Origin of the sequence: [Flexibacter] sp. ATCC 35103, assembly GCF_001975985.1 — a bacterium.
Lineage (GTDB): Bacteria > Bacteroidota > Bacteroidia > Flavobacteriales > Flavobacteriaceae > Flavobacterium.
The window spans coordinates 291896-314395 of record NZ_MTQF01000007.1 but is presented as its reverse complement, the minus strand read 5'-3'; the positions used below and the strand labels follow the sequence as shown (position 1 = coordinate 314395).

General features: G+C 33.9%; 18 protein-coding genes. 14 read left to right on the top strand and 4 right to left on the bottom strand.

From position 1 onward, the window contains the following. Window positions 1-5 precede the first annotated feature (5 nt). The 8 genes from BXU01_RS16635 (at window position 6) to BXU01_RS16600 (ending at window position 6062) form a co-directional block, all read left to right on the top strand. Window positions 6-1511 (top strand): PLP-dependent aminotransferase family protein, encoded by a 1506-nt coding sequence (locus tag BXU01_RS16635; protein WP_255373787.1) that lies wholly within the window; start codon window positions 6-8, stop codon window positions 1509-1511. A 329-nt stretch (window positions 1512-1840) separates the two neighbouring features. After that, window positions 1841-2404, top strand: a complete 564-nt coding sequence (locus BXU01_RS16630; RefSeq protein ID WP_083694218.1) for a Crp/Fnr family transcriptional regulator — start codon at window positions 1841-1843, stop codon at window positions 2402-2404. A gap of 66 nt (window positions 2405-2470) precedes the next feature. Next, entirely contained in the window at window positions 2471-2797 is a 327-nt protein-coding gene (locus tag BXU01_RS16625; protein ID WP_083694217.1) for a multidrug efflux SMR transporter, read from the top strand. 369 nt (window positions 2798-3166) lie between these two features. Then, a complete protein-coding gene (locus BXU01_RS23770) occupies window positions 3167-3442 on the top strand; it encodes a hypothetical protein (protein WP_206196625.1) in 276 nt (91 codons plus the stop codon). Between the two features lie 245 nt (window positions 3443-3687). Then, window positions 3688-4251 (top strand): DUF6642 family protein, encoded by a 564-nt coding sequence (locus BXU01_RS16615; RefSeq protein WP_083694216.1) that lies wholly within the window; start codon window positions 3688-3690, stop codon window positions 4249-4251. A gap of 3 nt (window positions 4252-4254) precedes the next feature. Beyond that, on the top strand, window positions 4255-5175 hold the full coding sequence (locus BXU01_RS16610) for a helix-turn-helix domain-containing protein (protein ID WP_083694215.1): 921 nt from the start codon (window positions 4255-4257) through the stop codon (window positions 5173-5175). A 71-nt stretch (window positions 5176-5246) separates the two neighbouring features. Then, window positions 5247-5447 (top strand): hypothetical protein, encoded by a 201-nt coding sequence (locus tag BXU01_RS16605; protein WP_083694214.1) that lies wholly within the window; start codon window positions 5247-5249, stop codon window positions 5445-5447. 42 nt (window positions 5448-5489) lie between these two features. Further along, window positions 5490-6062, top strand: coding sequence for a pentapeptide repeat-containing protein (locus BXU01_RS16600; RefSeq protein ID WP_083694213.1), 573 nt, complete (start codon window positions 5490-5492; stop codon window positions 6060-6062). A 121-nt stretch (window positions 6063-6183) separates the two neighbouring features. Here BXU01_RS16600 and BXU01_RS16595 read toward each other — a convergent pair whose 3' ends face one another. The 4 genes from BXU01_RS16595 to BXU01_RS16580 form a co-directional block, all read right to left on the bottom strand. Beyond that, window positions 6184-7752, bottom strand: a complete 1569-nt coding sequence (locus BXU01_RS16595) for a DUF4957 domain-containing protein (protein ID WP_083694212.1) — start codon at window positions 7750-7752, stop codon at window positions 6184-6186. Window positions 7753-7785: 33 nt separating this feature from the next. Beyond that, on the bottom strand, window positions 7786-9582 hold the full coding sequence (locus BXU01_RS16590; RefSeq protein WP_083694211.1) for a RagB/SusD family nutrient uptake outer membrane protein: 1797 nt from the start codon (window positions 9580-9582) through the stop codon (window positions 7786-7788). 16 nt (window positions 9583-9598) lie between these two features. Then, window positions 9599-12832, bottom strand: coding sequence for a TonB-dependent receptor (locus tag BXU01_RS16585; protein WP_083694210.1), 3234 nt, complete (start codon window positions 12830-12832; stop codon window positions 9599-9601). 646 nt (window positions 12833-13478) lie between these two features. Continuing rightward, the gene (locus tag BXU01_RS16580; protein WP_083694209.1) at window positions 13479-14645 is read right to left on the bottom strand and encodes an MFS transporter; all 1167 of its coding nucleotides are present in this window, start codon (window positions 14643-14645) and stop codon (window positions 13479-13481) included. Between the two features lie 102 nt (window positions 14646-14747). Here BXU01_RS16580 and BXU01_RS16575 point away from each other — a divergent pair, with 102 nt between their 5' ends. The 6 genes from BXU01_RS16575 (at window position 14748) to BXU01_RS16550 (ending at window position 22425) form a co-directional block, all read left to right on the top strand. Beyond that, on the top strand, window positions 14748-15581 hold the full coding sequence (locus BXU01_RS16575) for an AraC family transcriptional regulator (protein WP_083694208.1): 834 nt from the start codon (window positions 14748-14750) through the stop codon (window positions 15579-15581). Window positions 15582-15651: 70 nt separating this feature from the next. After that, a complete protein-coding gene (locus BXU01_RS16570; protein WP_255373786.1) occupies window positions 15652-16035 on the top strand; it encodes a hypothetical protein in 384 nt (127 codons plus the stop codon). Window positions 16036-16174: 139 nt separating this feature from the next. Continuing rightward, entirely contained in the window at window positions 16175-16705 is a 531-nt protein-coding gene (locus BXU01_RS16565) for a DUF3347 domain-containing protein (protein WP_083694207.1), read from the top strand. Window positions 16706-16707: 2 nt separating this feature from the next. Next, complete coding sequence (locus BXU01_RS16560; protein ID WP_083694206.1) at window positions 16708-17268, top strand: AraC family transcriptional regulator; 561 nt, start codon at window positions 16708-16710, stop codon at window positions 17266-17268. 354 nt (window positions 17269-17622) lie between these two features. Then, a complete protein-coding gene (locus BXU01_RS16555) occupies window positions 17623-20163 on the top strand; it encodes a heavy metal translocating P-type ATPase (protein WP_083694205.1) in 2541 nt (846 codons plus the stop codon). Between the two features lie 9 nt (window positions 20164-20172). Continuing rightward, complete coding sequence (locus BXU01_RS16550) at window positions 20173-22425, top strand: multicopper oxidase family protein (RefSeq protein ID WP_083694204.1); 2253 nt, start codon at window positions 20173-20175, stop codon at window positions 22423-22425. Window positions 22426-22500 lie beyond the last annotated feature (75 nt).

The following is a 22500-nucleotide window of genomic DNA, read 5'->3' as shown; positions in this document are numbered from 1 at the left end:
TACTAATGTATACCAGTTTTGTAAAAATGGATAGTCCGGTTCAAATTCCTTTTAAAAGTTTTATTCAGCTAAAACCTGAAGATACAACGGCTATTTACCTGCAAATCGTTTTTGAGTTTATCAAAGCGATACAAATAGGGTTACTTCCGGAAGGCACAAAACTTCCTGGTACCCGCATATTATGCAAATTATTAGAGGTTAATCGCAATACGCTTATCAAAGCATTTCAGGATCTGGAATTACAAGGCTGGATCGAGATTTTACCCAATAGGGGAACTTTTATCCTATCTGAAAAACAACAAAAAAACAAAGCCGAATTTTCGTCTGATGATACTATATTTCTCTCAAAAGCAAATACGGGTTTTACTTTTAAGCATTCTGCAATTCTTGAAGATCCAAAAGAAGTCAGTATTTTACCACATCAATTTAATGATGGTTTGCCTGATTTGCGACTCGTTCAGACAGATGTTCTGGCACGTTTGTATGTTTCGAAACTAAAAAACCAGAAAAGCACCAAAACCTGGGAACAAATTCAGGCTCAATCGCATTTAAATTTTAAAACCCAGTTTTCTAATTTTCTAAATGTAACAAGAGGAATTCGTATTTCAACATCAAATTTACTCACTACAAGCAGTCATGAAATTAGTTTGTACCTGGTTACAAAATTATTGATTTCACCAGGCGATAAAGTTGTTGTGGCTTCTCCGGGATATTATATTTCTAATATGACATTATCTGATAGCGGAGCACAAATAATTACAATTCCTGTTGATAAAAACGGAATAGATACAGAACATTTAAAACAAATTTGCGAACAGCATACCATCAGAATCTTATATCTTACCTCAAATTATCATTATCCCACAACAACTTCTCTAAGTGCAAAAAGACGAATGGAAGTTCTGGAACTGGCTAATCGGTATGGTTTCGTTATTATAGAAGATGATTATGATTTTGATTTTCACTACGACAATAATCCGGTATTGCCTCTTGCAGCTTTAGACTCGAACGAAAGAGTCGTATATATTGGATCGTTTGGAAGGTCCTTGCCGGCGGGTTTTGGTTATGGTTTTATCGCCGCAACAGCAGATTTCATAAAAGAACTCGAAAAACATCAAAACATTCTTGAACCCGGAATCGATGTCATCAAAGAACAAGTTTTAACAGATTGGATTAAGGAAGGCGAAGTGCATCGGCTTTCGAAAAAAAATAAAAAAATCTACAAAGAGCGCAGGGATTATTTTGTTACGCTGCTAAAAGAAAATTTAAAAGGAAAAATTAAATTTAATGTTCCGGTACGCGGTTTGGCAATTTGGGTAGAATGGCTGGATAACTTCAATTTGATAAAACTGCAAAAACAATGTGCATCAAATGGATTATTTTTACCAAAAACTATTTTATACCAAACTAAAAATCTTACGGCAACACGCTTAGGTTTTGGACATCTGGACCCAAAAGAAATGGAAAATGCAATAACAATTTTGCGCCAGTCTCTTGAGGCTATTTTATAAATCTAGGTGTTAGATATTTTTCAGGCAGAGCTGGCAGATTTTTTTATAATCTATATAATTCTTTTTTAAGTTCTATTATTATAACTTAAATTGTTAGTAAAAAACTTTGCGTCTCTGCGTCTTTGCGAGATTAAACCATAAAGCTTTCTCTCAACATCGAGAATTTGCACGCAAAGACGCAGAGACGCAAAGTTTTTTAAGTAGATTCTTTTTAAGTTAGCAACTCTTTGTGTAAGTCGCAAAAACACTTTCTTGAATCGAGACTGAAATTCGAACAAACGAAGTAAATCTGCGACTTGATTTAAAACATTTTAAAATAAAAACATAACATGGAAATAGAGCAAATTCTTGACCTGATATATCCTCTTCCGGAACTTTCAAAACTAAAACTTCAAAATTGTGCAAAAGAAGTACATTTCTCTAAAGGCCATATTTTATTACGGGCTGATAAAATTGAAACTACAATTTATTTTATTCGAAAAGGAATTGCAAGGGCGTATGCCAATCGCGATGATAATGAAGTTACTTTTTGGTTTGGAAAAGAAGGAGACACGGTTTTATCGATGAAAAGTTATGTTGCGCATCAGAAAGGTTATGAAGATATTGAACTTCTCGAAGATTGTGATTTATATGAACTAAAAGCTGAAAAGCTACAAAAACTCTTTGAAGAAGATATACACATTGCCAATTGGGGACGAAAGTTTGCCGAAAAAGAATTGGTAAAAACCGAAGAGCGCTTAATTTCAAGACAATTTCGTACTGCTACAGAACGCTATAAAGAACTTCTTACGCATTATCCGCATTTAATTCGGCGTGTTCAACTGGGACATATCGCCTCCTATTTAGGTATTTCGCAAGTAAGTCTGAGCAGAATTAGGGCTGAAATAAAATAACTTTCATTTTTTAACAAATGTAAAATTCCCTGACAATTCCTTTTCTAACCTTTGCAAAAAAAAGATATGAATTGGATTATTTTAATTATTGCCGGCTTATTTGAAGTTGGTTTTACTTTATGTTTAGGCAAAGCCAAAGAAACAACCGGAAACGAAATGTATATGTGGTATACCGGTTTTTTAATTTCACTAGTTGTTAGTATGGGACTTTTAATGAAGGCAACACAAGCTTTACCAATTGGTACAGCTTATGCGGTCTGGACAGGTATTGGCGCTGTAGGAACGGTGCTTATTGGAATTTTAATTTTTAAAGATCCGGCTAATTTTTGGCGTATCTTTTTTATCACAACTCTTATAGGATCTATTATTGGGCTTAAAGCGGTATCTCATTAATAAAGTTTTATTCTATTATTTATGAACTGATTTTTTTCAAGGTAGCTTATATCGCTTTTCAGGTTATTAAATATACATTGTTTTCAAAATCAGGTATTTCTACGTAGTGTTATAAATGTTAAAAAAGCGATTTTTGTAGGTAAATGTGAAAAACCGTAAATTATTCTCATAAAATGATTTTAAATTAGCAAGAGATTTAATCGTATTTCACAAAAACTAACTATTATACCTAATTAAACCTGAAAAGCAAAAACCATGAAAAATCTTTGGTGTTGGCGTTGTAAAATGGAAGTTCCTATGCTTGATGAAGAGGAATATAAAATAGCATCTAAACTTTATCGAAGGGGTTTTGAAACAGGAAAGTGTAATATGACAAGAAAGATACGCTTTAAAGAGCTTCTTGATTATTATAAGGAATTAACCGGTTTTGAAGTAACGAATCCAAATGCAATCATGCATCACCGAATCGACTTATATGGTTCTGCTTGTGAGAATTGCTCTAAACCTTATCGAACTTCTAAAGCTTCTTTCTGTGCCGCATGCGGACATAAAAGAGAATCGACAATGATTGATTATGGCGAAACACTACAAGAAGCAGCACCAAAATGGTGGCAAAAATTCTGGGTTTTAGACAGTGTAGACTAATATCTACAAAGGAAGTTATTGCTTATTCAAGTTACTTATATTCCCAACGAATCAAAATTAAACAGATCATACTTTATTTTAAAAATCCATTTTTAGTTTTACTAAAGGTGGATTTTTTATTTTTAGTTTTTTCAATGTCAAAAATGCGTTAAAAAACTTTTTGAATAGCAGTTTTTCGACAATAAAAAATACTTTTGTGAGAAAGGAAAAATAAAGACTTATCAGCAACCACAAAACATAATGGTATGGATTACGAAAAATTCATCTTCTGCCTCGAAGGTGTTCCGGACGTAGACGACGACAGAACAACTCTAGTGGTTAAAAACTTAGAAGAAATCGCTATTGATCAAGGTATTGCCAGTATTTATAAAACCTGTGATACAATCGAAGGCCTGGAAGAAAGTTTGAATGTGTTGCTTTATGAAGATCATAATTTTAAGGATTATGAGATCATTTATCTCGTTATGCCTGGTGAAGCCAATACTATTTGTCTTCACGATTATTATTACAGTCTTGAAGAAATAGCAGAACTTTTTGAAGGAAAAATGAAAGGAAAAATTATTCATTTTGCCAATCTCAAAGTGCTGGATTTAAATAATGAAGAAGCACAGTATTTTCTGGATATAACCGGAGCACGTGCCATTTCAGGATATGGATCTACTTATAATAAAATTGCAAGCTGCAGTACAATCGATAAAGCTTTTTTTAGCCTTTATCAGGATAATGACGACATTACAGAAGTGGTTGAAGAATTATATCAAAAACATTACGCCTTGTGCAAATTGCTCGATTTTAGATTGTATTATTAATTCATGAAAAGTAAAACAATCGAAAAAGTAAAAACGTACGAAGCAAAAGGATTCAGGGATAAATTTCTGGGGGAAGATAATCCGATGCAGTTGCTTTTTAAGTCCAATTCTGATCATTTTTTTTGTTTGAAAATGCAGGAAATGATGCGATTGCAATATCCTGTTCCGCCTTCTAAGCACAGCTGTCATACTTTGATTTTTATTGCCTCTGGCAGTCATGTTATGAAAGTAGGATATGAAGAATATCAAACTGTTGCTAATGAAATTATCATGGTTCCGGCAGGTCAGGTTTTTTCAATAAAAGATATTAATAGTGCACATACGGGTTATATTTGCCAGTTTCATCCTGATATTTTAATTGGAAAATATGGTAATCGCGAAATGCTTAATGATTTTGATTTTTTAAAGATATCCGGAAATCCTAAAATTAGTCTCGCGGCAAATGATGTAGAATCTATTATATTAATTTTAAATCGTTTACAAAAAGAATATACAGAAACTGACCTTGCTAACTTAAATATTGTACAAGCATACTTAATTGCTTTGTTTCATGAAATAAATAAAAATACGGCAAAAACCCCTAAAAGTCTTTCTGCTGCAGAAATCCTGACGAGTAAGTTTAAAGAATTGATTCATCAAAATATCAAGTCACATCATCAGGTTAATCATTATGCCTCTTTATTAAATGTAACCCCTAATCATTTAAATAAATCCATAAAAGCTGTAACCAATAAAACTGCAGCCACATGGATTGATGAAACCATTTTATTAGAAGCTAAATATTTACTGTTTCAAACCTCTCTTTCTGTAAGCCAAATTGCCATGCAGGTTGGTCATGAGGATCATTCTTACTTTAGTCGGTTTTTTAAAAAATACGAAGGAATTACTCCGGTTCAATATCGAAAATTGATTGATAAGTCCTAATTATTGCCTATACAATCCTATCAAATCGAAAAGCATTTATTGAAATTTGCAACGTAAAAAAAAGCAAATTTATGATTTATGTTTTTAAAACTTCCGTTGATACAAATTCGAAATTAGAGTTCGCAAATACACTCCTTCAGGAATTATTACCAAATGCTTTATGGAATTTTGATCTTGAAGATTGTGATAATATTTTAAGAATTGACAGCGAAGACGAAATAAGCGAAACGGCATTAAAAAATGAAGTTTTTGATTGTATCGAATTAGAATAAACTGCCTTTTTAAACATTTCTTCAAACCTCAACTTACTCTTTATGGATACTGCATTACACCAGAACAAAACCTTTGACACTATTGATTACTCGGATCAAAAATTATCTGACAACGAATTTGTAAACTGTGAATTTATCAATTGTAACTTCTCTAAAAGCGATTTTAGTTATATTGATTTTTTAGATTGCACTTTTAAAAATTGTAACCTCTCTCTTTCTATTCTTAAAAATACCGGATTAAAAAACATCAAATTTATCGGCTGTAAATTAATGGGACTTGATTTCAGTGCCAGCAATAGTTTTTTATTTTCGATGTCTTTTCAGGATTGCCTTCTGGATTATTCGACTTTTATTTATAAAAAACTAAAGAAAACAAACTTTATTGATTGTTCCTTAAAAGATGTCGATTTCTCTAATACTGATTTGTCTCATTCTGTTTTTAAAAATTGTGACCTTGCTAATGCTACTTTTCAGGATTGTATTCTGGAGAAAACAGATTTTCGCTCTTCCAGAAATTATGCTTTTGATCCATCCGAAAATAAAATTAAGAGAACCAAAGTATCGCATGCTGCACTTGCCGGTCTGTTAGAAAAATTTGATTTGGATATTGAATAGACTTTAAAAGTTTTCAGTCTCAGTTTTCAGTCTCTCTTTAAGCTGAAATAATCAATTTTATAAAGCAAAAAAAGGGATGCAAAAACTGCATCCCTTTTTCAACTAAAAACTTAAAAATGAACTATTGTCTCCATCGTGGATCTCCCACTTTGTTATCGATTAAGGTTTGATTTTTGATTGTAAAATCACCCGTTGCTGCACCCACAAATTGAGGATCTAATGCAGTTCCGGTCGTATCAGGCCTATTATTGGCAAGCGCATTAGGATTACCATTTAAATTTGGCGAACTGAAGTAGTTATTATTCAAAAATGTTGGATTTGCAGTAACGGCTTCTCTTGTATATGGTGCAGGTGTATTAGCGAATAATGTGTTACGAACGCTTATTGTATTGGTAACAAAACGTGTGTATAAAATTGCATTTGCAGCGGTATTTAACATATTTGGGTTCGAAATAGTACAAGCATCAACTAGTATATTAGTCGTTAAACCAGTAAGACCAGCATCCATACGAATAAAATATCTTGCTGTTGCACAATTATTGAAAGTACTATTTTTAAGAGTAAGCTGTGCTACTTGAGAACCTCTTACATCTATAAATTCTCCACCAGTCGTTAATACATTTGTAACAACACTATTTTCTACTATTACAGACGGAATTTTAGCAGCAGCTAAACTTGCACTGATTAAGGATATACCATAGTCGTGTATGTTACAACCACTTATTAATAGTGAACCGTAAGTAATACTGTTATCATTGTATTTAACAACTGAAACCGCTGCTCCGGCCGCTCCTTTATCTCCTTTTAAGTCCAGGTCTATCAAACTAATGTTTGCAGATCCATTTGTCAGTACGAAGTTCACATGAAGTTTTGGAGTGTTATAACTGCGTAAACCTCTTAATGTAATTGCTTTATTCAAAGTTATTGCACCTATTTGATTAGCAGCGGTATAATCTCCAGGCTCTAAAACCAGTACAGCACCAGATGCTGCATCAGCAATTTTTTGCATCAAATCATCTGTGTTTTTAACTAAAATACCGGTTCCAATATCTATTCCGGTTGTAAAAGTAACAACACCTCTCTTTTTCGCACTATTAAGCAAAGTAGCTGTGTAAGCCGTTTCTGCTGTTAATCCGGTTATTACTGCAACTCCTGCTGTTTTTTCTGCTGGAGTTATTGCATGTGTAACACCGCCCGGAGCTACTGTAATTTGTGTTACATTACTATTAGGAGTCCATCTTAAAGTAACTTGTTTGGCTTCAATATCTATTGGTTGAACAGGCAGAAAAATTTGTTCAGATAAAGTTGTAGCTGTCGTTACAGACCATTTAGAATCTTCCAGTCCTGCAGCACTAACAGATTTTACTCTTATAGAATATGTTGTTTCTCCTTCTAATTCTACAGTTACCGGTAATTCCTTTGCCGTAACCTTAATTGTTTTATAGATTGTTTTAAATTCTATATCATCTGCGCTAAACTCTACAACATAATGATCAGCATCTTCTTTTGCTGTCCAGTTTAATTCGACTTTGGTTTGAGTTCTAATTTTTGCTGTAAGTCCTATTGGAGAAAATTCTCTTGTGTTTCCAATATCTGCTAATACGGCTTCATTATAACTTTCACAACCAGCACTAAGTACTGCTAATAAAAACATAGTCAGCAATCCTTTATATATATATTTTGCTCTCATAATTATAAAACTATAATTTATTTGTTATTGTTATTAGTTCCCAAAAACCCAGTCATTTACCAATTGACCATTACTTGCATCAATAAATGTTTGCCAAATTGGCCAAAATTGTCTTTTGTCAGGATTTACTCCGGCTTTATAAAGTGTGGTTATCTTATTATCTTCCAGTTTATCCCAGCTTTTTGATGTGTAGTCTGCACCCGGAGAAACAATTTCACCTTTGTTTAAGCCGTAAATATCCAATGAAATTCCATCTGCTTTATATTTATAATATAATGTTGATGGTACATTCTGATATTCATCGGTACGTGCTTTTAGATGGGCCATTTTAACCTTAGCTTCGTCTAATTTAGTTTTTAATAAATTCCAGCGTATTAGAGAATACTTACGCTCCATTTCTCCCGTAAATTCATATTTATTTTCTTCAACAATAGCATTCATCATAGCTTGTTTGCTGGTCAGGGCATCTACATAAGCATCTACTTTTACAGCCTGGTTACCTGAAGCGAAAGCCCTGCGACGAATTTCTTTTAAATAAATTGCAGCTGCTCCGGGTCCTTCTAATTCATTGGCAGCTTCAGCAGCGATTAATAACACTTCGGCATAACGCATATAAATTTTATTCACACCGTCATCATTTGGAGCAGTAACCAAACGATTCATCCATTCAAAACGGTATTTACCAAAATACCAAGTTTGTAAATCTGTAAGTTCTTGTTTTGCTTTACCACTTACTGCCGCTCCCCATTTATAAGGAACACAAGTAACATCTCTACGGGTATCAACCTGATCGTAATCATAAAAAACGAATGGTAATGGTCCGTTTACACCGCCTTTATTAGTTCCCATTGCCTGAAACTGATCAACAGCATCGTGTCTAACAGCAAGAGTAAACAGCATTCTTCCTCTTGAAGCAGCAAAAGGAATTTCCCAAAGCGATTCTCCGCCGGCCAATACACTTTCCTGATTGTATTTTTTCCATAATCCTTCAAAAGTTGGCTCTAAATGTGCAGAACCACTCGCAATAACAGAACGGCATTCATCTAATGCCAGCTTATACATATTAGCAACTGAAAGTTGAGGATCTGTACTTCTTCTCACTCCATCAGGATATTGTTGATATCCGCTTGCCATCATGGCTAAACGAGCTCTTAAAGCTTTTACAAAAGCCTTATTTACTCTTTCTGTACTTGTTGTTGCAGAAGTTTCATTAGGCCATGCTACTAAATTTGAAGCTTCACCTAAATCTGCAATCAATTGTTTATAGATTTCGTCACGATTCGTTTTAGGAATATAGATCGTTGCAGCAACAACAGGCTCAAAACGAGCCGGAACATCTCCCCAGTTTCTTAATAAATCAGCATAATAAACGGCGCGTAATGTCAATGCCTCTCCTAACAGCTGCCCCAATTGCTTATTAGATGTCACGTTGCCATAAGTACGTAAACCTCTAACACACAAATTCGCACGCTCAATTCCTTCATACATCATTGCCCATGCATTTTTTGGCGAATTCATCTCTGTATTATCTGCCTTTGAGTCATAAACTACCAAATCAGATTTTGCATTATCGCTCGAAGATGCTAAAAGCCATTCTGTATCTGTATTTAATCCCTGATAAGCCAAAAGTCTTCCTCTGTAAGATTGCTCTTCTCCAAATGACACTTTTATTCCATCAACAGCACCTTGTGCTAATTCAGCATTAGAAAAGATAATCTCGTCACCTAATGTTGATTGTGCAGGAGTATCAAAGAATTCTTCACCAAAATCCTGACAAGAAGTCAATAAACCTGAGATAATCAACCCTGCTATTATTATTTTATATTTCATTTTGATAAGTTTTAAATTAGAAATTAAGGTTTAAACCAAAAACCAATTGTCTGCTGCGTGGATACGCTGAATAATCAACTCCAGGCGTTAATGGTGTTTTTCTTTTTGTTGACACCTCAGGATCCGGACCAGAATAATTTGTAATTATAAAAACATTAGTAGCAGTCAAATAGAATCTTAACTTACTCACTCCCAACTTGGAAGTAAACGATTCTGGTGTGCTGTATCCTAAAGTTAAAGTATTCAGTCTAAAGAAAGAACCGTCTTCTACTGCCCAGTCTGTAAACATAAATTTCTGCATGTAAGGCGACCACATTGTTGTGTTTGCATTTAGAGATTCTAATTGAGCAGGATCAGTTACCAATTGTCCTGTAGCAGGATCTAAATTTGTCCATCTTTTACCATCTGCCATTTCTGTGCTCAAATTTTTGTATTGTCCATTTCTGTTAGACGTTGAAAACTCGGCTTTATTAGCATTATAAATATCATTTCCTATTGTCCAGTTGAAAGCAGCAGTAAGATCAAAACCATAAGCATTAGCATTAATAACTAACCCTCCTGTACTTTTAGGATTTGCATTACCAATAATTGTCTGATCTGATGCCGTAACTTTATTATCAGCAGAACCATCTGCATTTTTTAATTTCATCATACCGGGCTGTACAGCACTACCAATAACGCTGGTAGCATCAACTACGCCTGATTTCAAAATATATTTTCCTCCAACAAAATCAAAATCGGAAACTTCGTATCGTCCATCACTTTTATAACCATACATTAAGCCCATTGGTGATCCTGCATTTACAGCATAATCGTTACCAATATCTGTCGATGCCCAGTTTGTATTTACTCCAAAATTATCCATTACTCCCAGAGAGTTAATTTTATTTTTGTTAATACCAATATTTACAGAAAAATTTAAACCGAAATTTTTCTTTTCAATTGCTACAAAATTCACAGTTGCTTCAAAACCGGTATTTTGTGTTTCACCCATATTTCTATATTGAGTTTTGTATCCTGTACCTCCTACCGGAAATTCTATTAATAAATCGTGAGTAACATTTTTATAAGCATCAAAAGTTCCGTTTAAGCGGTTTTTAAAAAACCCAAAATCAAGACCAACGTTTTGTGTAACGGTAGTTTCCCATTTTAATTCCGGGTTTGCCAATACGCTGGATGGAGACCAATAGCTATCAAAACCATTTATGTAGGCATTTGTGTTAGAAAGATAACTCTGAACTGTCTGACCTACCGGAATATTATTATTACCGGCTTCACCGTAGCTTAATCTTAATTTAAGAAGATTTAACCACGAAGTATTTTTTAAAAAACTCTCTTCAGAAATTTTCCATGCTGCTGCTGCTGCCGGAAAATATCCCCAACGATTGTCTCCTAAGAACCTGCTTGAACCATCTGCACGAAAAGAAGCAGTTAATAAATAACGATCTTTATAATCATAATTTAAACGTCCAAAAAATGACAATAATTTATCATCCGGGCTATAAAAATTATCCACTGAAAACGGAGTCCCCTGAGTTGTCAGTTTTTTTGCCTGATCCAGATTAAAAAACTCCGGATATTTTAAGATTGTAGTTGTTGTAGTATTAGAAGTTGTAGTAATCATCTCTTCTCCTAAAAGTGCCGTTAAATGATGGTTTGCTCCTAAAATATTTTTAAAATCATAATTCAATGTATTCGCATTTCTAAAACGTACATCTTTACGATCACTCATAACCATACCCGGCATTCCTGCTCCAATCTTGGCAGTACTTGAAAAGTAAGTAGATGAACCATAGAAACGATAATCAGAATAATTAGAATTATCTAAACCTAAATCACTTTGGAATTTTAAATTTTGAGCAAGCTTCCATCCAAAGCTTCCTAATAAGTTGTAATTTTTTCTGGATTGTTGACGATCATTGTCAGATATAGCTAAAAAAGGATTCACTAAATAGCTGTTAACAGTTTGGTCATCATTATCAGTAGTCAATCCTGGCATTGGAACCGGAGAGTAACCCACACTATGACGCAAACGACTATCAAGTGATGAAACTTCGTTTTGCTCATTAGCACCACTTCCATTTATTTTTGTATCAGAATAACGCACTGTAAAACCAAGATCAATTTTATCACTTGCCTTATTTTTTAATGCTAATGATAAGTTATTTCTTTTATAATCTGAGCCAACCATAATTGCTTTCTCATCATAATGTGCATAATTAAAATTATAACTAAGCTTATCATTTCCTCCACGAATTCCTAAATCACGGCTGCTTACTTCGCCACGGCGTCCATAGATTTGTTTTTGCCAGTCAGTACCTTTTACTCCGTTATATAAATCGCGATCTTGCCAGTTCCCAAAATATTTAGTGTATGAACTTGGATTACTTAAAATAGTTTTATCGGTTTGGCTAAGCAAAGCATATTCATATTGCCATTTTATAAAATCATCAACAGGAAGAACGTCGATATCATTAGCCATTGTTTTCATACCATAAAACATATTATAGCTAATAGCCATTTTTCCGTCTTTACCAGTTTTAGTTGTAATAATGATAACTCCATTTGCTCCTCTTGATCCATATATAGCAGTAGAAGAAGCATCTTTTAATACTGTCATCGACTCAACATTCGACGCAGCGATATCACTCATACTATTTACAGGAAACCCATCTACTATAATCAAAGGCGAAGCATCTTGAGTTAATGAACCACCGCCACGCACTCTGATCTTAATATCCGCATCCGGAGATCCTTCAGTCGAAGTAACCTGAACTCCGGCTATTCTTCCTGTAAGTGCTTCTGCAATGTTAGAAACAGGAACTTTCTTCAAATCATTTCCTGAAATTGAGGAAACAGCTCCGGTTAAATCAGATTTTTTTACCGTTCCATATCCTACAACAACAACTTCATTTAATGCATTTGAATCTTCAGATAAGGCAACATCAATTTTGGTTTTTCCTGCAGCTGCTACTTCTTTCGTTTTAAATCCTATAAAAGAATACGTTACAACAGCTTTTGGATTTGAAAGTTTTAATTTATAGCGCCCGTCAAAATCAGTCGAGGTACCATTTTTTGTTCCTTTTTCTAATATATTAACGCCCGGTAGAGTTAGTCCTGCAGCATCTTTAACTGTTCCTTCAAGCGTTACTGTCTGAGCACTCACTTGAGTACTCGTCAGTAAAAACAATAAGAAAACAACTGCAAAGTAACCATTTGCTCCTTTGTTAAATAAATCTTTAAAATTCATGGTTGATTGTTTAAGTTATTAATTAGTTTTTGTTTTAAGTGGTTTTTTGTGGTTATTTAATTTACTCTTTATACTTTTTATTTATTTTTAAAGATTTACTTCTTTAAAAAAATTGGCGTGGTATTAAGAATTTTAAATAGTACCTCAGAAAGGTTCTTTTTCTTGCACAAATAAAAAGTTGTAATCGATTACACAAACATAAATATTTTTTTGATATAAAAAATTTAAATTCATAAAAATTTCCTAAAAAAAATAAAATATCAAAAATAAAAGTGCTTTTTTATATGACATATGTAATTTAACTTCAATATAAATATGAAATATATTTTTATAATTGAAAGATTCATTGCGTTTTTCTAAAAAAAACAATCGATTACACTAAAACTAATTACAATATTATTAAGTGTTTTTTCTACATTTATACAATGTTAAAAAAGAAGTTTAAATGCTTTTTAATTTTCTTATTTTGATAATGTACCGCTTGAGAAGCTCAATTTAATATGGAAACACAATAATATTCCTACTAATAAAAAAACATGATGTAGTCATAAACCTTAAATAGAGAAGAAGATAAATTTTAGACATAAAAAAACCCTTAAACAAACTTGTTTAAGGGTCAACTGTATTTTTAAACTATTTCTATGGTTTATGCACGCTGCAATTGTAAATTGCTTTTATGTTTTTGCATTAAAATAAAAGTAATAATCATACCAATCATCGCCATTACAACACCTATAAGATTTGGCGAAGCATAGCTAAATCCTGCTACGAGAGGCAAACCTCCTAAAAATGCACCTAAGGCATTCCCGATATTAAAACTTCCCTGAAGCGCTGCCGAGGCAATCATCTCCGCATCTTTAGCAGTTCTGATCATTAACATTTGAATTGGGGCAATAACTGAAAAAGAAATAGCTCCCGTTAAAAAAGTCAGGAATAAAGAAATATATTGATTAGAAGAGAATAAATAAACTAAAATTAAATCAACAGACATCACAAATAATAATGCCAATACTGTTGGTGCAGGCGAATATTTGTCTGCAAGTTTCCCTCCTAGGAAGTTTCCAACGACCATTCCTAATCCTGCAAGGATCAATATATATGAAACATCTTCTGCAGAAAATTTAGAGACATTTATTAATAAAGGTGCGATATAGCTAATCCAGGCAAACAATCCTCCAAAGCCAACTGCAGTAATTCCGATGATTAACCAGGCTTCAGTTTTCTTAAAAAATTGCAATTGTGTTTTCATATTCACATTTCCGCTTTTCTCCAGATTTGGCATCCATAAAGAAATAAACAAAAAGGTAAGCAATCCAACAACCGCAATTAACACAAAAGTATAACGCCATATAAAATTATGTCCAATATAAGTTCCAATTGGAACACCAATTAAATTAGCCAGCGTTAAACCTGAAAACATAATGGCGATTGCCTGAGCTTCTTTGCCTTTGTCTGCCAAACGGCTTGCGACTACAGCTCCAACCCCAAAGAAGGCTCCGTGCGGTAATCCGGAAAGAAATCTGGATGCGAATAAAAAATTATACGATGGCGCAATAATAGAAAGCGCATTAAAAACAGTTAACATTAAAGCTAATATTAAAAGCATTTTCTTTGGAGCTAAATTTCTTCCTAAGATTACTAATAAAGGTGCCCCAATAACAACACCAAGGGCATAAGCAGAAATTAAATATCCGGCAACCGGAATCGAAACTTTCATATCTGAGGCAATATCCGGTAACAAGCCCATCATAACAAATTCGGTAATACCAATTGTTAATCCTCCTAATGAGAGTGCAATAAGACTTTTTTTCATTTGTTTTTACAAGAAAGGAATAGAATTTCTATGACGCAAAGTTAACGATGTTAAACACAAAAAAAGTTGTACATTTGCGATATAAACTTGTAAATTTAAGTTATGCCTATTTTAAATCAATTCAAAACTCTTGTTATTGATGAGTTCGAAGATGAGAAATTTCATCTTCCGCCGCACACGCATACTTATTATGAAATTATTTATATCAAAAAAGGAAGTGGAGTTCACCATCTGAATAACAACTTATTACCATATAAAACGGGAGATCTGTTTGTGATTTCGCCCGAAGACGAGCATTATTTTGATATTAAAAAAAGTACTCGCTTCTTTTATATTAAGTTTACGGACAATTATTTTAATTCGAAACAGAATCTTACTTGCGACGAATTCTTAATTCATACTCCGGAAAGTTTCATGCGTGATAAAACACTAAAAGAAACAGTTCTTAAACTCGACGATCCCTGCAAAACAATATTAAAGAATACGATCGAAAATATCGCCGCCTATAATTGTAAAACTGATGTTTCGACTTCACCAATTGTGTTTTATCAGATTCTTTCGATTTTTGGATTAATCAAAGAAACCATGCGCGGTCAAAATCTTGTTGTTAAAGGCAATTCTATCGACAACGAACAAATCACTTCTTATATTCATCAGAACATTTACAATCCAAAATTAGTTCAGATTAAAGTAATTGCGAATCATTTTAATATTGCAGAAACTTATTTTAGCGCTTATTTCAAAAGAACTTTCTCGATTAGTTATCGCGATTATATTCATAATTTAAGAACAACTTTGATCGAAAAGCGAATTCACAATAATCAATTACCAATTAAACAAATTGCCTATGAATTTGGTTTCACCGATGAAAGTCATTTATCAAACTATTTTAAAAAGCGAAAAAATATGAAGCCAACAGATTTTAAGAAAACTTAAAATTGGAAATCTTAAATAAATAGCAACGCTTAAAAAAAATATCTAAATTTGTACTTCTAAAATAATTTCATTGGCAAAAAAGCTCCACATATTATTTCTTTTCATAACTCTTGGCTTCCTTTTGATGTCCAATTCTGGTTATGCTTGTGGAAATGCTTCTGAAAAAACTTCTTGCGAGAAAAAGACAATTTCCAAAAAAGAAACAGACGGTTCTTGCGAAAAAGATTGTTGCAAAGATAATCATGGTTCTAAAAAAGATCAACATGGCTGCAGCGGAAAATGTGATCATTCCGGTTGTACAACTTCTGGTTCAGCTTTTATTTTGATTACAACAAATGAATTTGAATTTGATAATAATCTTTTCAATTTCTCTACTGAAAAAACAACTTTACATCACAAAACCGCCAGTATTTCTGATGGTTTTACTTCTATTTGGCTTCCGCCAAAAATATAACAATTGTATTTCTGACAGCCATAATTGGGTTTAGTTTAACCGCGAAGTTCGCAAAGATTTACGCTAAGCCCGCAAAAGAAAAATTAAAATTATTTAACTTAGAGGATAAATTCACATTCTCTATTAAAATCTTATAAAAATGAAAAATACAATATTAACTATAGCAGCAGTAATAATCGTTTTATTTTCTGCAAATACAATTCAGGCAACTACAATCAAAGCAGAAACAACCACAATTGAAGACGTAGATTCAAGTCAGTTACAAGCTGTTTATGATGCTTATTTTACTGTAAAAGATGCTTTGATTAAAAGTGATGCTAAATTAACTTCGGCGAAAGCCACAGATTTATTGACGGCAATTACCGCAGTAAAAATGGATAAACTAAAAAGCAACGAACATACTGTTTGGATGAAAGTGGTTAAAAAATTAACTGCTGACGCAAAAAGTATTTCTACAAGCTCAGACATTAAAAAACAACGTGAAACTTTTAAATCTTTAACTAAAAGTACTTATGACTTAGTTAAAGTTTCAAAATCTACTGAAGTTGTCTACAAACAATATTGCCCAATGGCAGATGCTGACTGGTTAAGCAAAGAAAAAGCAGTTAAGAATCCGTATTACGGTTCTTCGATGCTGACTTGCGGAAACGTGGTAGAAACCATCAAATAAATATGACGCTCTACATCAAAAACATGGTGTGTGGTCGCTGTAAAATGGTTGTGAAGTCTGAGTTTGAAAAACTTGGACTTCATACTATTTCTGTTGAATTAGGCGAAGCCGAACTTCAAAATGACATCACCGATTCTCAGAAAAATATTCTGCTAAAAAATCTTCAGGCTTTAGGCTTTGATTTTATTGATGACAAAAAAAGTAAAACGATCGAGAAAATAAAAAACCTCATCGTTGACTTAGTTCATCATAAAAACAACGAACTCAAAATCAATTTGTCTGATTATTTAGTCGAAAACCTAAATCAGGATTACAGCACTTTGAGTAATCTTTTCTCAGAAATTGAAAATACTACTATCGAAAAATATTTTATCAGTCAGAAAATCGAGAAAGTAAAAGAACTCCTTATATATAATGAACATTCGTTAAGCGAAATTGCCGATATGCTAAATTATAGTAATCTCGCGCATTTGAGCAATCAGTTCAAGAAAATTACGGGGTTCACTCCTACTTATTTCAAGCAATTGAAGGATAAAAAAAGGATTCAGATTGAGAATTTGTAAAAATTAATTTCTCGCAAAGTCGCAAAAGCGCAAAGTTTTTTTCATTTTATGTCATTTCGAGGAACGAGAAATCACACTCGTAAATCGACAAAGATTGACGCTTTTAGGAACGGAATTACTTGTGTGATTTCTCGTTCCTCGAAATGACAAACTGGACGTTCAATTATTAACTTAGAAAAAAACTTTGCGCTTTTGCGTCTTTGCGCGATTACTATAAAACGAGATCAAAAAATCTTTGCGCGCTTTGCGGTAAAATCTCTTTTCATAAATATTACAAATCATTCTCAAAATTATACAAACCAAAGTAAACGTTACTTCAGAAATTTGCATTGTAATACTTAAAAAGATAAAACAATGACGCATCAATATATAATTTCAGGAATGTCGTGCGATGGATGTCGTAAAAAAGTCGAGAAAACTTTGAATACGATTGAAGGAATTCAAGCCGAAGTAACTTTAAATCCTCCATTGGCAACTATTACAATGGATAAACATGTTGCAACTGAAAAATTTCAGGAAGCTTTAACCGAAGCCGGAAAATATACTATTGAGATGACTTCATCTAAAAATACCACAGAAGCTCCCGTTAAATCATGTTGTTCCAGTAACAAAAAAGAAAACCACGAAGGACATCATCACAAAAAAGAAACACCTGTAATTCACAATCATAATACAACAGGAGTTTTTTATTGCCCGATGCATTGCGAAGGCGATAAAACCTATAACAAAGCCGGAGATTGTCCCGTTTGCGGAATGGATTTAGTTCCCGAAGTTGCGATAAACGCAACTCAATTTACTTGTCCGATGCATCCGGAAGTTGTTTCGAATGAACCAGGCGATTGTCCAATTTGTGGAATGGATTTGGTGCCAATGCAAGCTTCTGAATCTGAAGAAAACAAAACTTATACGGACTTATTAAAGAAAATGAAGATTGCGATTTTGTTCACGCTTCCTATCTTTATTATATCAATGTCAGAAATGATTCCTGATAATCCTCTTTATAAAATAATATCTATCGAAAGTTGGAATTGGGTTCAATTCTTCTTTTCAATTCCGGTGCTTTTTTATGCAGGTTGGATGTTTTTTGTTCGCGCCTACAAATCGATTATTACCTGGAATCTGAATATGTTTACTCTTATTGGGATTGGAACCGGAGTTGCTTTCTTGTTTAGTATTGCCGGAATGTTCTTCCCAGATATTTTTCCATCTGAATTTAAATCACATCATGGAACGATCCATCTTTATTTTGAAGCTGCAACAGTTATTATAACTTTAGTTTTATTAGGACAATTATTAGAAGCCAAAGCGCACGGACAAACAAACGGAGCGATAAAAGCTTTATTGAAATTAGCTCCAACCGAAGCAACTTTGGTCGAAAACGGAACTGATAAAGTAATATCTATTCATAATATTAAAAAAGGAGATTTGCTTAGAGTAAAACCGGGAGAGAAAATTCCGGTTGACGGAAAAATTACCATCGGCGAAAGCAATATTGATGAAGCTATGATTACCGGAGAACCAATTCCGGTGGATAAAAAAGTGGGCGATGCTGTAATTGCAGGAACGATAAACGGAACTAAATCATTTGTTATGATTGCCGAAAAAGTAGGTTCAGAAACTTTGCTTTCTCAAATTATACAAATGGTAAATGACGCAAGTCGTTCGAGAGCGCCAATCCAGAAATTAGCGGATCGTGTGGCTAAATATTTTGTTCCAACGGTTGTTATTATTTCGATTATAACCTTTTTTGTTTGGGCAAAATTTGGTCCTGAACCAGCTTACATTTATGGATTAATTAATGCGATTGCCGTTTTGATTATTGCTTGTCCTTGTGCTTTAGGATTAGCAACTCCAATGTCTGTAATGGTTGGAGTTGGTAAAGGAGCGCAATTCGGGATTCTGATAAAGAATGCTGAAGCTCTGGAAAACATGAGCAAAATTGATATTTTGATCACAGATAAAACCGGAACTATTACGGAAGGAAAACCTTCTGTAGAAAAAATCTATGCTGTTAATAATAACGAAGATGTTCTACTTCAAAATATTGCTTCATTAAATCAACATAGCGAGCATCCTTTGGCGCAAGCCGTAGTAAATTTTGCTAGAGCTAAAAACCAGACCATTCTAGAGGTTCCGGATTTTGAAGCCGTTGCCGGAAAAGGAGTTATAGGAACTGTGAATAATTCAAAAGTTGCTTTAGGAAATAAAAAACTAATGCTTCAGGTTGGCGCTTCGATTTCTGAAGATATTGATAACAAAATTGTTACCGAACAAAATCTGGGTAAAACGGTTTCTTATATCGCTGTTGATAAAGTTGTTTTGGGTTATGTAACTATTACAGATGCTATTAAAGAAAATAGTGTAAAAGCAATCAAAGATTTAATCGATCAAGGTGTCGAAGTGATTATGATGACGGGAGATAATGGCAATACTGCCAAAGCGGTTGCAAATCAATTGCACTTAAGTTCATTTAAAGCCGATTGTCTTCCGGAAGATAAACTAAAAGAAATTCAACGTTTGCAAGCCGAAGGTAAAATTGTTGCCATGGCGGGCGACGGAATCAATGATGCTCCGGCTTTGGCTCAAGCCAATATTGGAATCGCAATGGGAACCGGAACTGATGTTGCCATCGAAAGTGCTAAAATTACGCTGGTAAAAGGTGACTTAAACGGAATTGTAAAAGCAAAAAAACTAAGTTATTCGGTGATGAAAAATATCAAACAAAATTTATTTTTCGCCTTTATTTATAATGTATTAGGCGTTCCTATTGCAGCGGGAATTTTATATCCGGTATTTGGGATTTTGCTTTCGCCGATGTTAGCAGCGCTGGCAATGAGTTTAAGTTCAGTTTCAGTAATTGTAAACGCATTAAGATTACGAAATCTAAAACTTTAATAAATCAATATGAAACTACATACTATTCTAATTGCCTTTTTGATTGCCTTTAGCGCAAATGCTCAAAAAGTAGTTCGTTACGATTTATACGTTCGCGATACGATTGTCAATTTTTCGGGGAAAGAAAAACGTGCACTTACCGTGAATGGACAAATTCCAATGCCAACTTTGACTTTTACTGAAGGTGATATTGCGGAAATTTATGTTCATAACGAATTAAAAAACGAAGATACGGCGTTGCATTGGCACGGATTATTTCTTCCCAATAAAGAAGATGGAGTTCCGTATTTAACGCAAATGCCAATTAAACCAGGAACAACACATAAATATAGTTTCCCAATTATTCAAAACGGAACTTATTGGTATCACAGCCATTCCGGATTGCAGGAACAAATAGGTTTGTACGGACTTTTTATTATTAATAAGAAGAAAGACGATACTACTTTTAGAAAAGGAATTGACGATTTACCAACAATTCCGGTTATTCTAAGCGAATGGACGGATCTAAAACCAGAGAATGTTCAGCGAATGTTGCACAATGCCAACGATTGGTTTGCTATAAAAAAAGGAACTACCCAAAGTTATGCCGAAGCAATCAAGAAAGGACAATTCTCGACAAAAGTCACTAACGAATGGAAACGCATGAATGCGATGGATGTGAGTGATGTTTATTATGAGAAGTTTTTAATTAACGGAAAAAATGAAGATCAGCTTTCGCAATTTAAAGCGGGCGATAAAGTCAGATTGCGAATTGCAAACGGAGGCGCTTCAAGTTATTTCTGGCTAACTTATGGCGGCGGAAAAATAACGGTTGTTGCCAGCGACGGAAACGATGTTGAACCTGTAGAAGTTGACCGATTGATTATTGCGGTTTCTGAAACGTATGATATTATCGTGACAATTCCTGAAGATCATAAATCCTTTGCTTTTTTGGCTACAGCCGAAGACAGAACCGGATCTGCTTCATTATTTTTAGGCGAAGGAACTAAACAGCCAGTCAAACATCTTCCGAAATTGAAATATTTTGAAGGTATGAAAATGATGAACGATATGATGAAGATGAACGGCGAAATGAACGATATGGGTATGAAAATGTCTCTGAACAAGATGGACATGAATGCTGTGATGTATCCTGAAATTTCGGGTGAAGACGAATCTGCAAAAACCGAAGATCATTCTATGCATAATATGGAAGGCATGAAAATGGACGATATGAAAATGTCAAGTGATTCTACAGAAACTGCCGAAATTACGACTTTGAATTACGGAATGCTGAAATCTCCAACCGTGACAACTTTACCAAAAGATGCTCCGGTAAAAGAATTACGTTTTGAATTGTCCGGAAATATGAACCGTTATGTTTGGAGTTTAGACAATAAAGTAGTTTCTGAAACGGATAAAATTTTAATCAAAAAAGGCGAAAACGTTCGTATTACATTATATAATGGTTCGATGATGCGTCATCCAATGCATTTACACGGACACGATTTCAGGATTATTAACGAACATGGCGAATATTCTCCGCTTAAAAATGTGATTGATATTATGCCAATGGAAACCGATACAATCGAATTTCAGGCTAATGCCGATGGCGATTGGTTTTTTCACTGTCATATCTTATATCATATGATGGCGGGAATGGGACGTATTTTTACTTATGAAAATTCAGCTCCAAATCCGTTGATTCATCAGCCTGAAATGGCGTACAAAATGCTAAAAATGGACGATCGAATGTTTCATTTTATGGCCGAAAATGATTTTGCCTCAAACGGAAATGACGGTGAAGCAATGTTCAGCAACACGCGTTGGAGCATTGGAACGGAATGGAGATTGGGTTATAACAATGAACATGGTTATGAAACCGAAACGCATATTGGTAGATATATTGGCAAAATGCAATGGTTTATGCCTTTTATAGGTTTTGATTGGCGTTACAGAAGAATGGGAATGGACGAACAGGAACAAAATATGTTCGGGCAAAAGAATACTAAAGACAATCGTTCGGTTTTTAGTGCCGGTATGGAATATACTTTGCCAATGCTTGTAAAAGCGCAAGTTGAGGTTTACACCGATGGAAATGTAAGGGTTCAATTTGAGCGAAAAGATATTCCTCTTGCCAGACGTTTGCGAATGAACTTAATGTGGAATACGGATAAGGAATATATGGCGGGTTTAAAATATATTGTTGCCCGAAACTTCGGAATCACGACACATTATGACAGCGATATGGGAGTTGGCTTTGGATTAAATCTTAATTATTAATTATCATATTCTCGTCTGAGTTAAAAATGACTTTATTATATTTGAGATTCATATTAAGATTTTAAAAACGATATC

Excerpts from the sequence above, each read along its gene's own strand:
- BXU01_RS16635 (WP_255373787.1), top strand. The coding sequence starts at position 6 with ATGTATACCAGTTTTGTAAAAATGGATAGTCCGGTTCAAATTCCTTTT.
- BXU01_RS16630 (WP_083694218.1), top strand. The coding sequence starts at position 1,841 with ATGGAAATAGAGCAAATTCTTGACCTGATATATCCTCTTCCGGAACTT.
- BXU01_RS16625 (WP_083694217.1), top strand. The coding sequence starts at position 2,471 with ATGAATTGGATTATTTTAATTATTGCCGGCTTATTTGAAGTTGGTTTT.
- BXU01_RS23770 (WP_206196625.1), top strand. The coding sequence starts at position 3,167 with ATGACAAGAAAGATACGCTTTAAAGAGCTTCTTGATTATTATAAGGAA.
- BXU01_RS16615 (WP_083694216.1), top strand. The coding sequence starts at position 3,688 with ATGGATTACGAAAAATTCATCTTCTGCCTCGAAGGTGTTCCGGACGTA.
- BXU01_RS16610 (WP_083694215.1), top strand. The coding sequence starts at position 4,255 with ATGAAAAGTAAAACAATCGAAAAAGTAAAAACGTACGAAGCAAAAGGA.
- BXU01_RS16605 (WP_083694214.1), top strand. The coding sequence starts at position 5,247 with ATGATTTATGTTTTTAAAACTTCCGTTGATACAAATTCGAAATTAGAG.
- BXU01_RS16600 (WP_083694213.1), top strand. The coding sequence starts at position 5,490 with ATGGATACTGCATTACACCAGAACAAAACCTTTGACACTATTGATTAC.
- BXU01_RS16595 (WP_083694212.1), bottom strand. The coding sequence starts at position 7,752 with ATGAGAGCAAAATATATATATAAAGGATTGCTGACTATGTTTTTATTA.
- BXU01_RS16590 (WP_083694211.1), bottom strand. The coding sequence starts at position 9,582 with ATGAAATATAAAATAATAATAGCAGGGTTGATTATCTCAGGTTTATTG.
- BXU01_RS16585 (WP_083694210.1), bottom strand. The coding sequence starts at position 12,832 with ATGAATTTTAAAGATTTATTTAACAAAGGAGCAAATGGTTACTTTGCA.
- BXU01_RS16580 (WP_083694209.1), bottom strand. The coding sequence starts at position 14,645 with ATGAAAAAAAGTCTTATTGCACTCTCATTAGGAGGATTAACAATTGGT.
- BXU01_RS16575 (WP_083694208.1), top strand. The coding sequence starts at position 14,748 with ATGCCTATTTTAAATCAATTCAAAACTCTTGTTATTGATGAGTTCGAA.
- BXU01_RS16565 (WP_083694207.1), top strand. The coding sequence starts at position 16,175 with ATGAAAAATACAATATTAACTATAGCAGCAGTAATAATCGTTTTATTT.
- BXU01_RS16560 (WP_083694206.1), top strand. The coding sequence starts at position 16,708 with ATGACGCTCTACATCAAAAACATGGTGTGTGGTCGCTGTAAAATGGTT.
- BXU01_RS16555 (WP_083694205.1), top strand. The coding sequence starts at position 17,623 with ATGACGCATCAATATATAATTTCAGGAATGTCGTGCGATGGATGTCGT.
- BXU01_RS16550 (WP_083694204.1), top strand. The coding sequence starts at position 20,173 with ATGAAACTACATACTATTCTAATTGCCTTTTTGATTGCCTTTAGCGCA.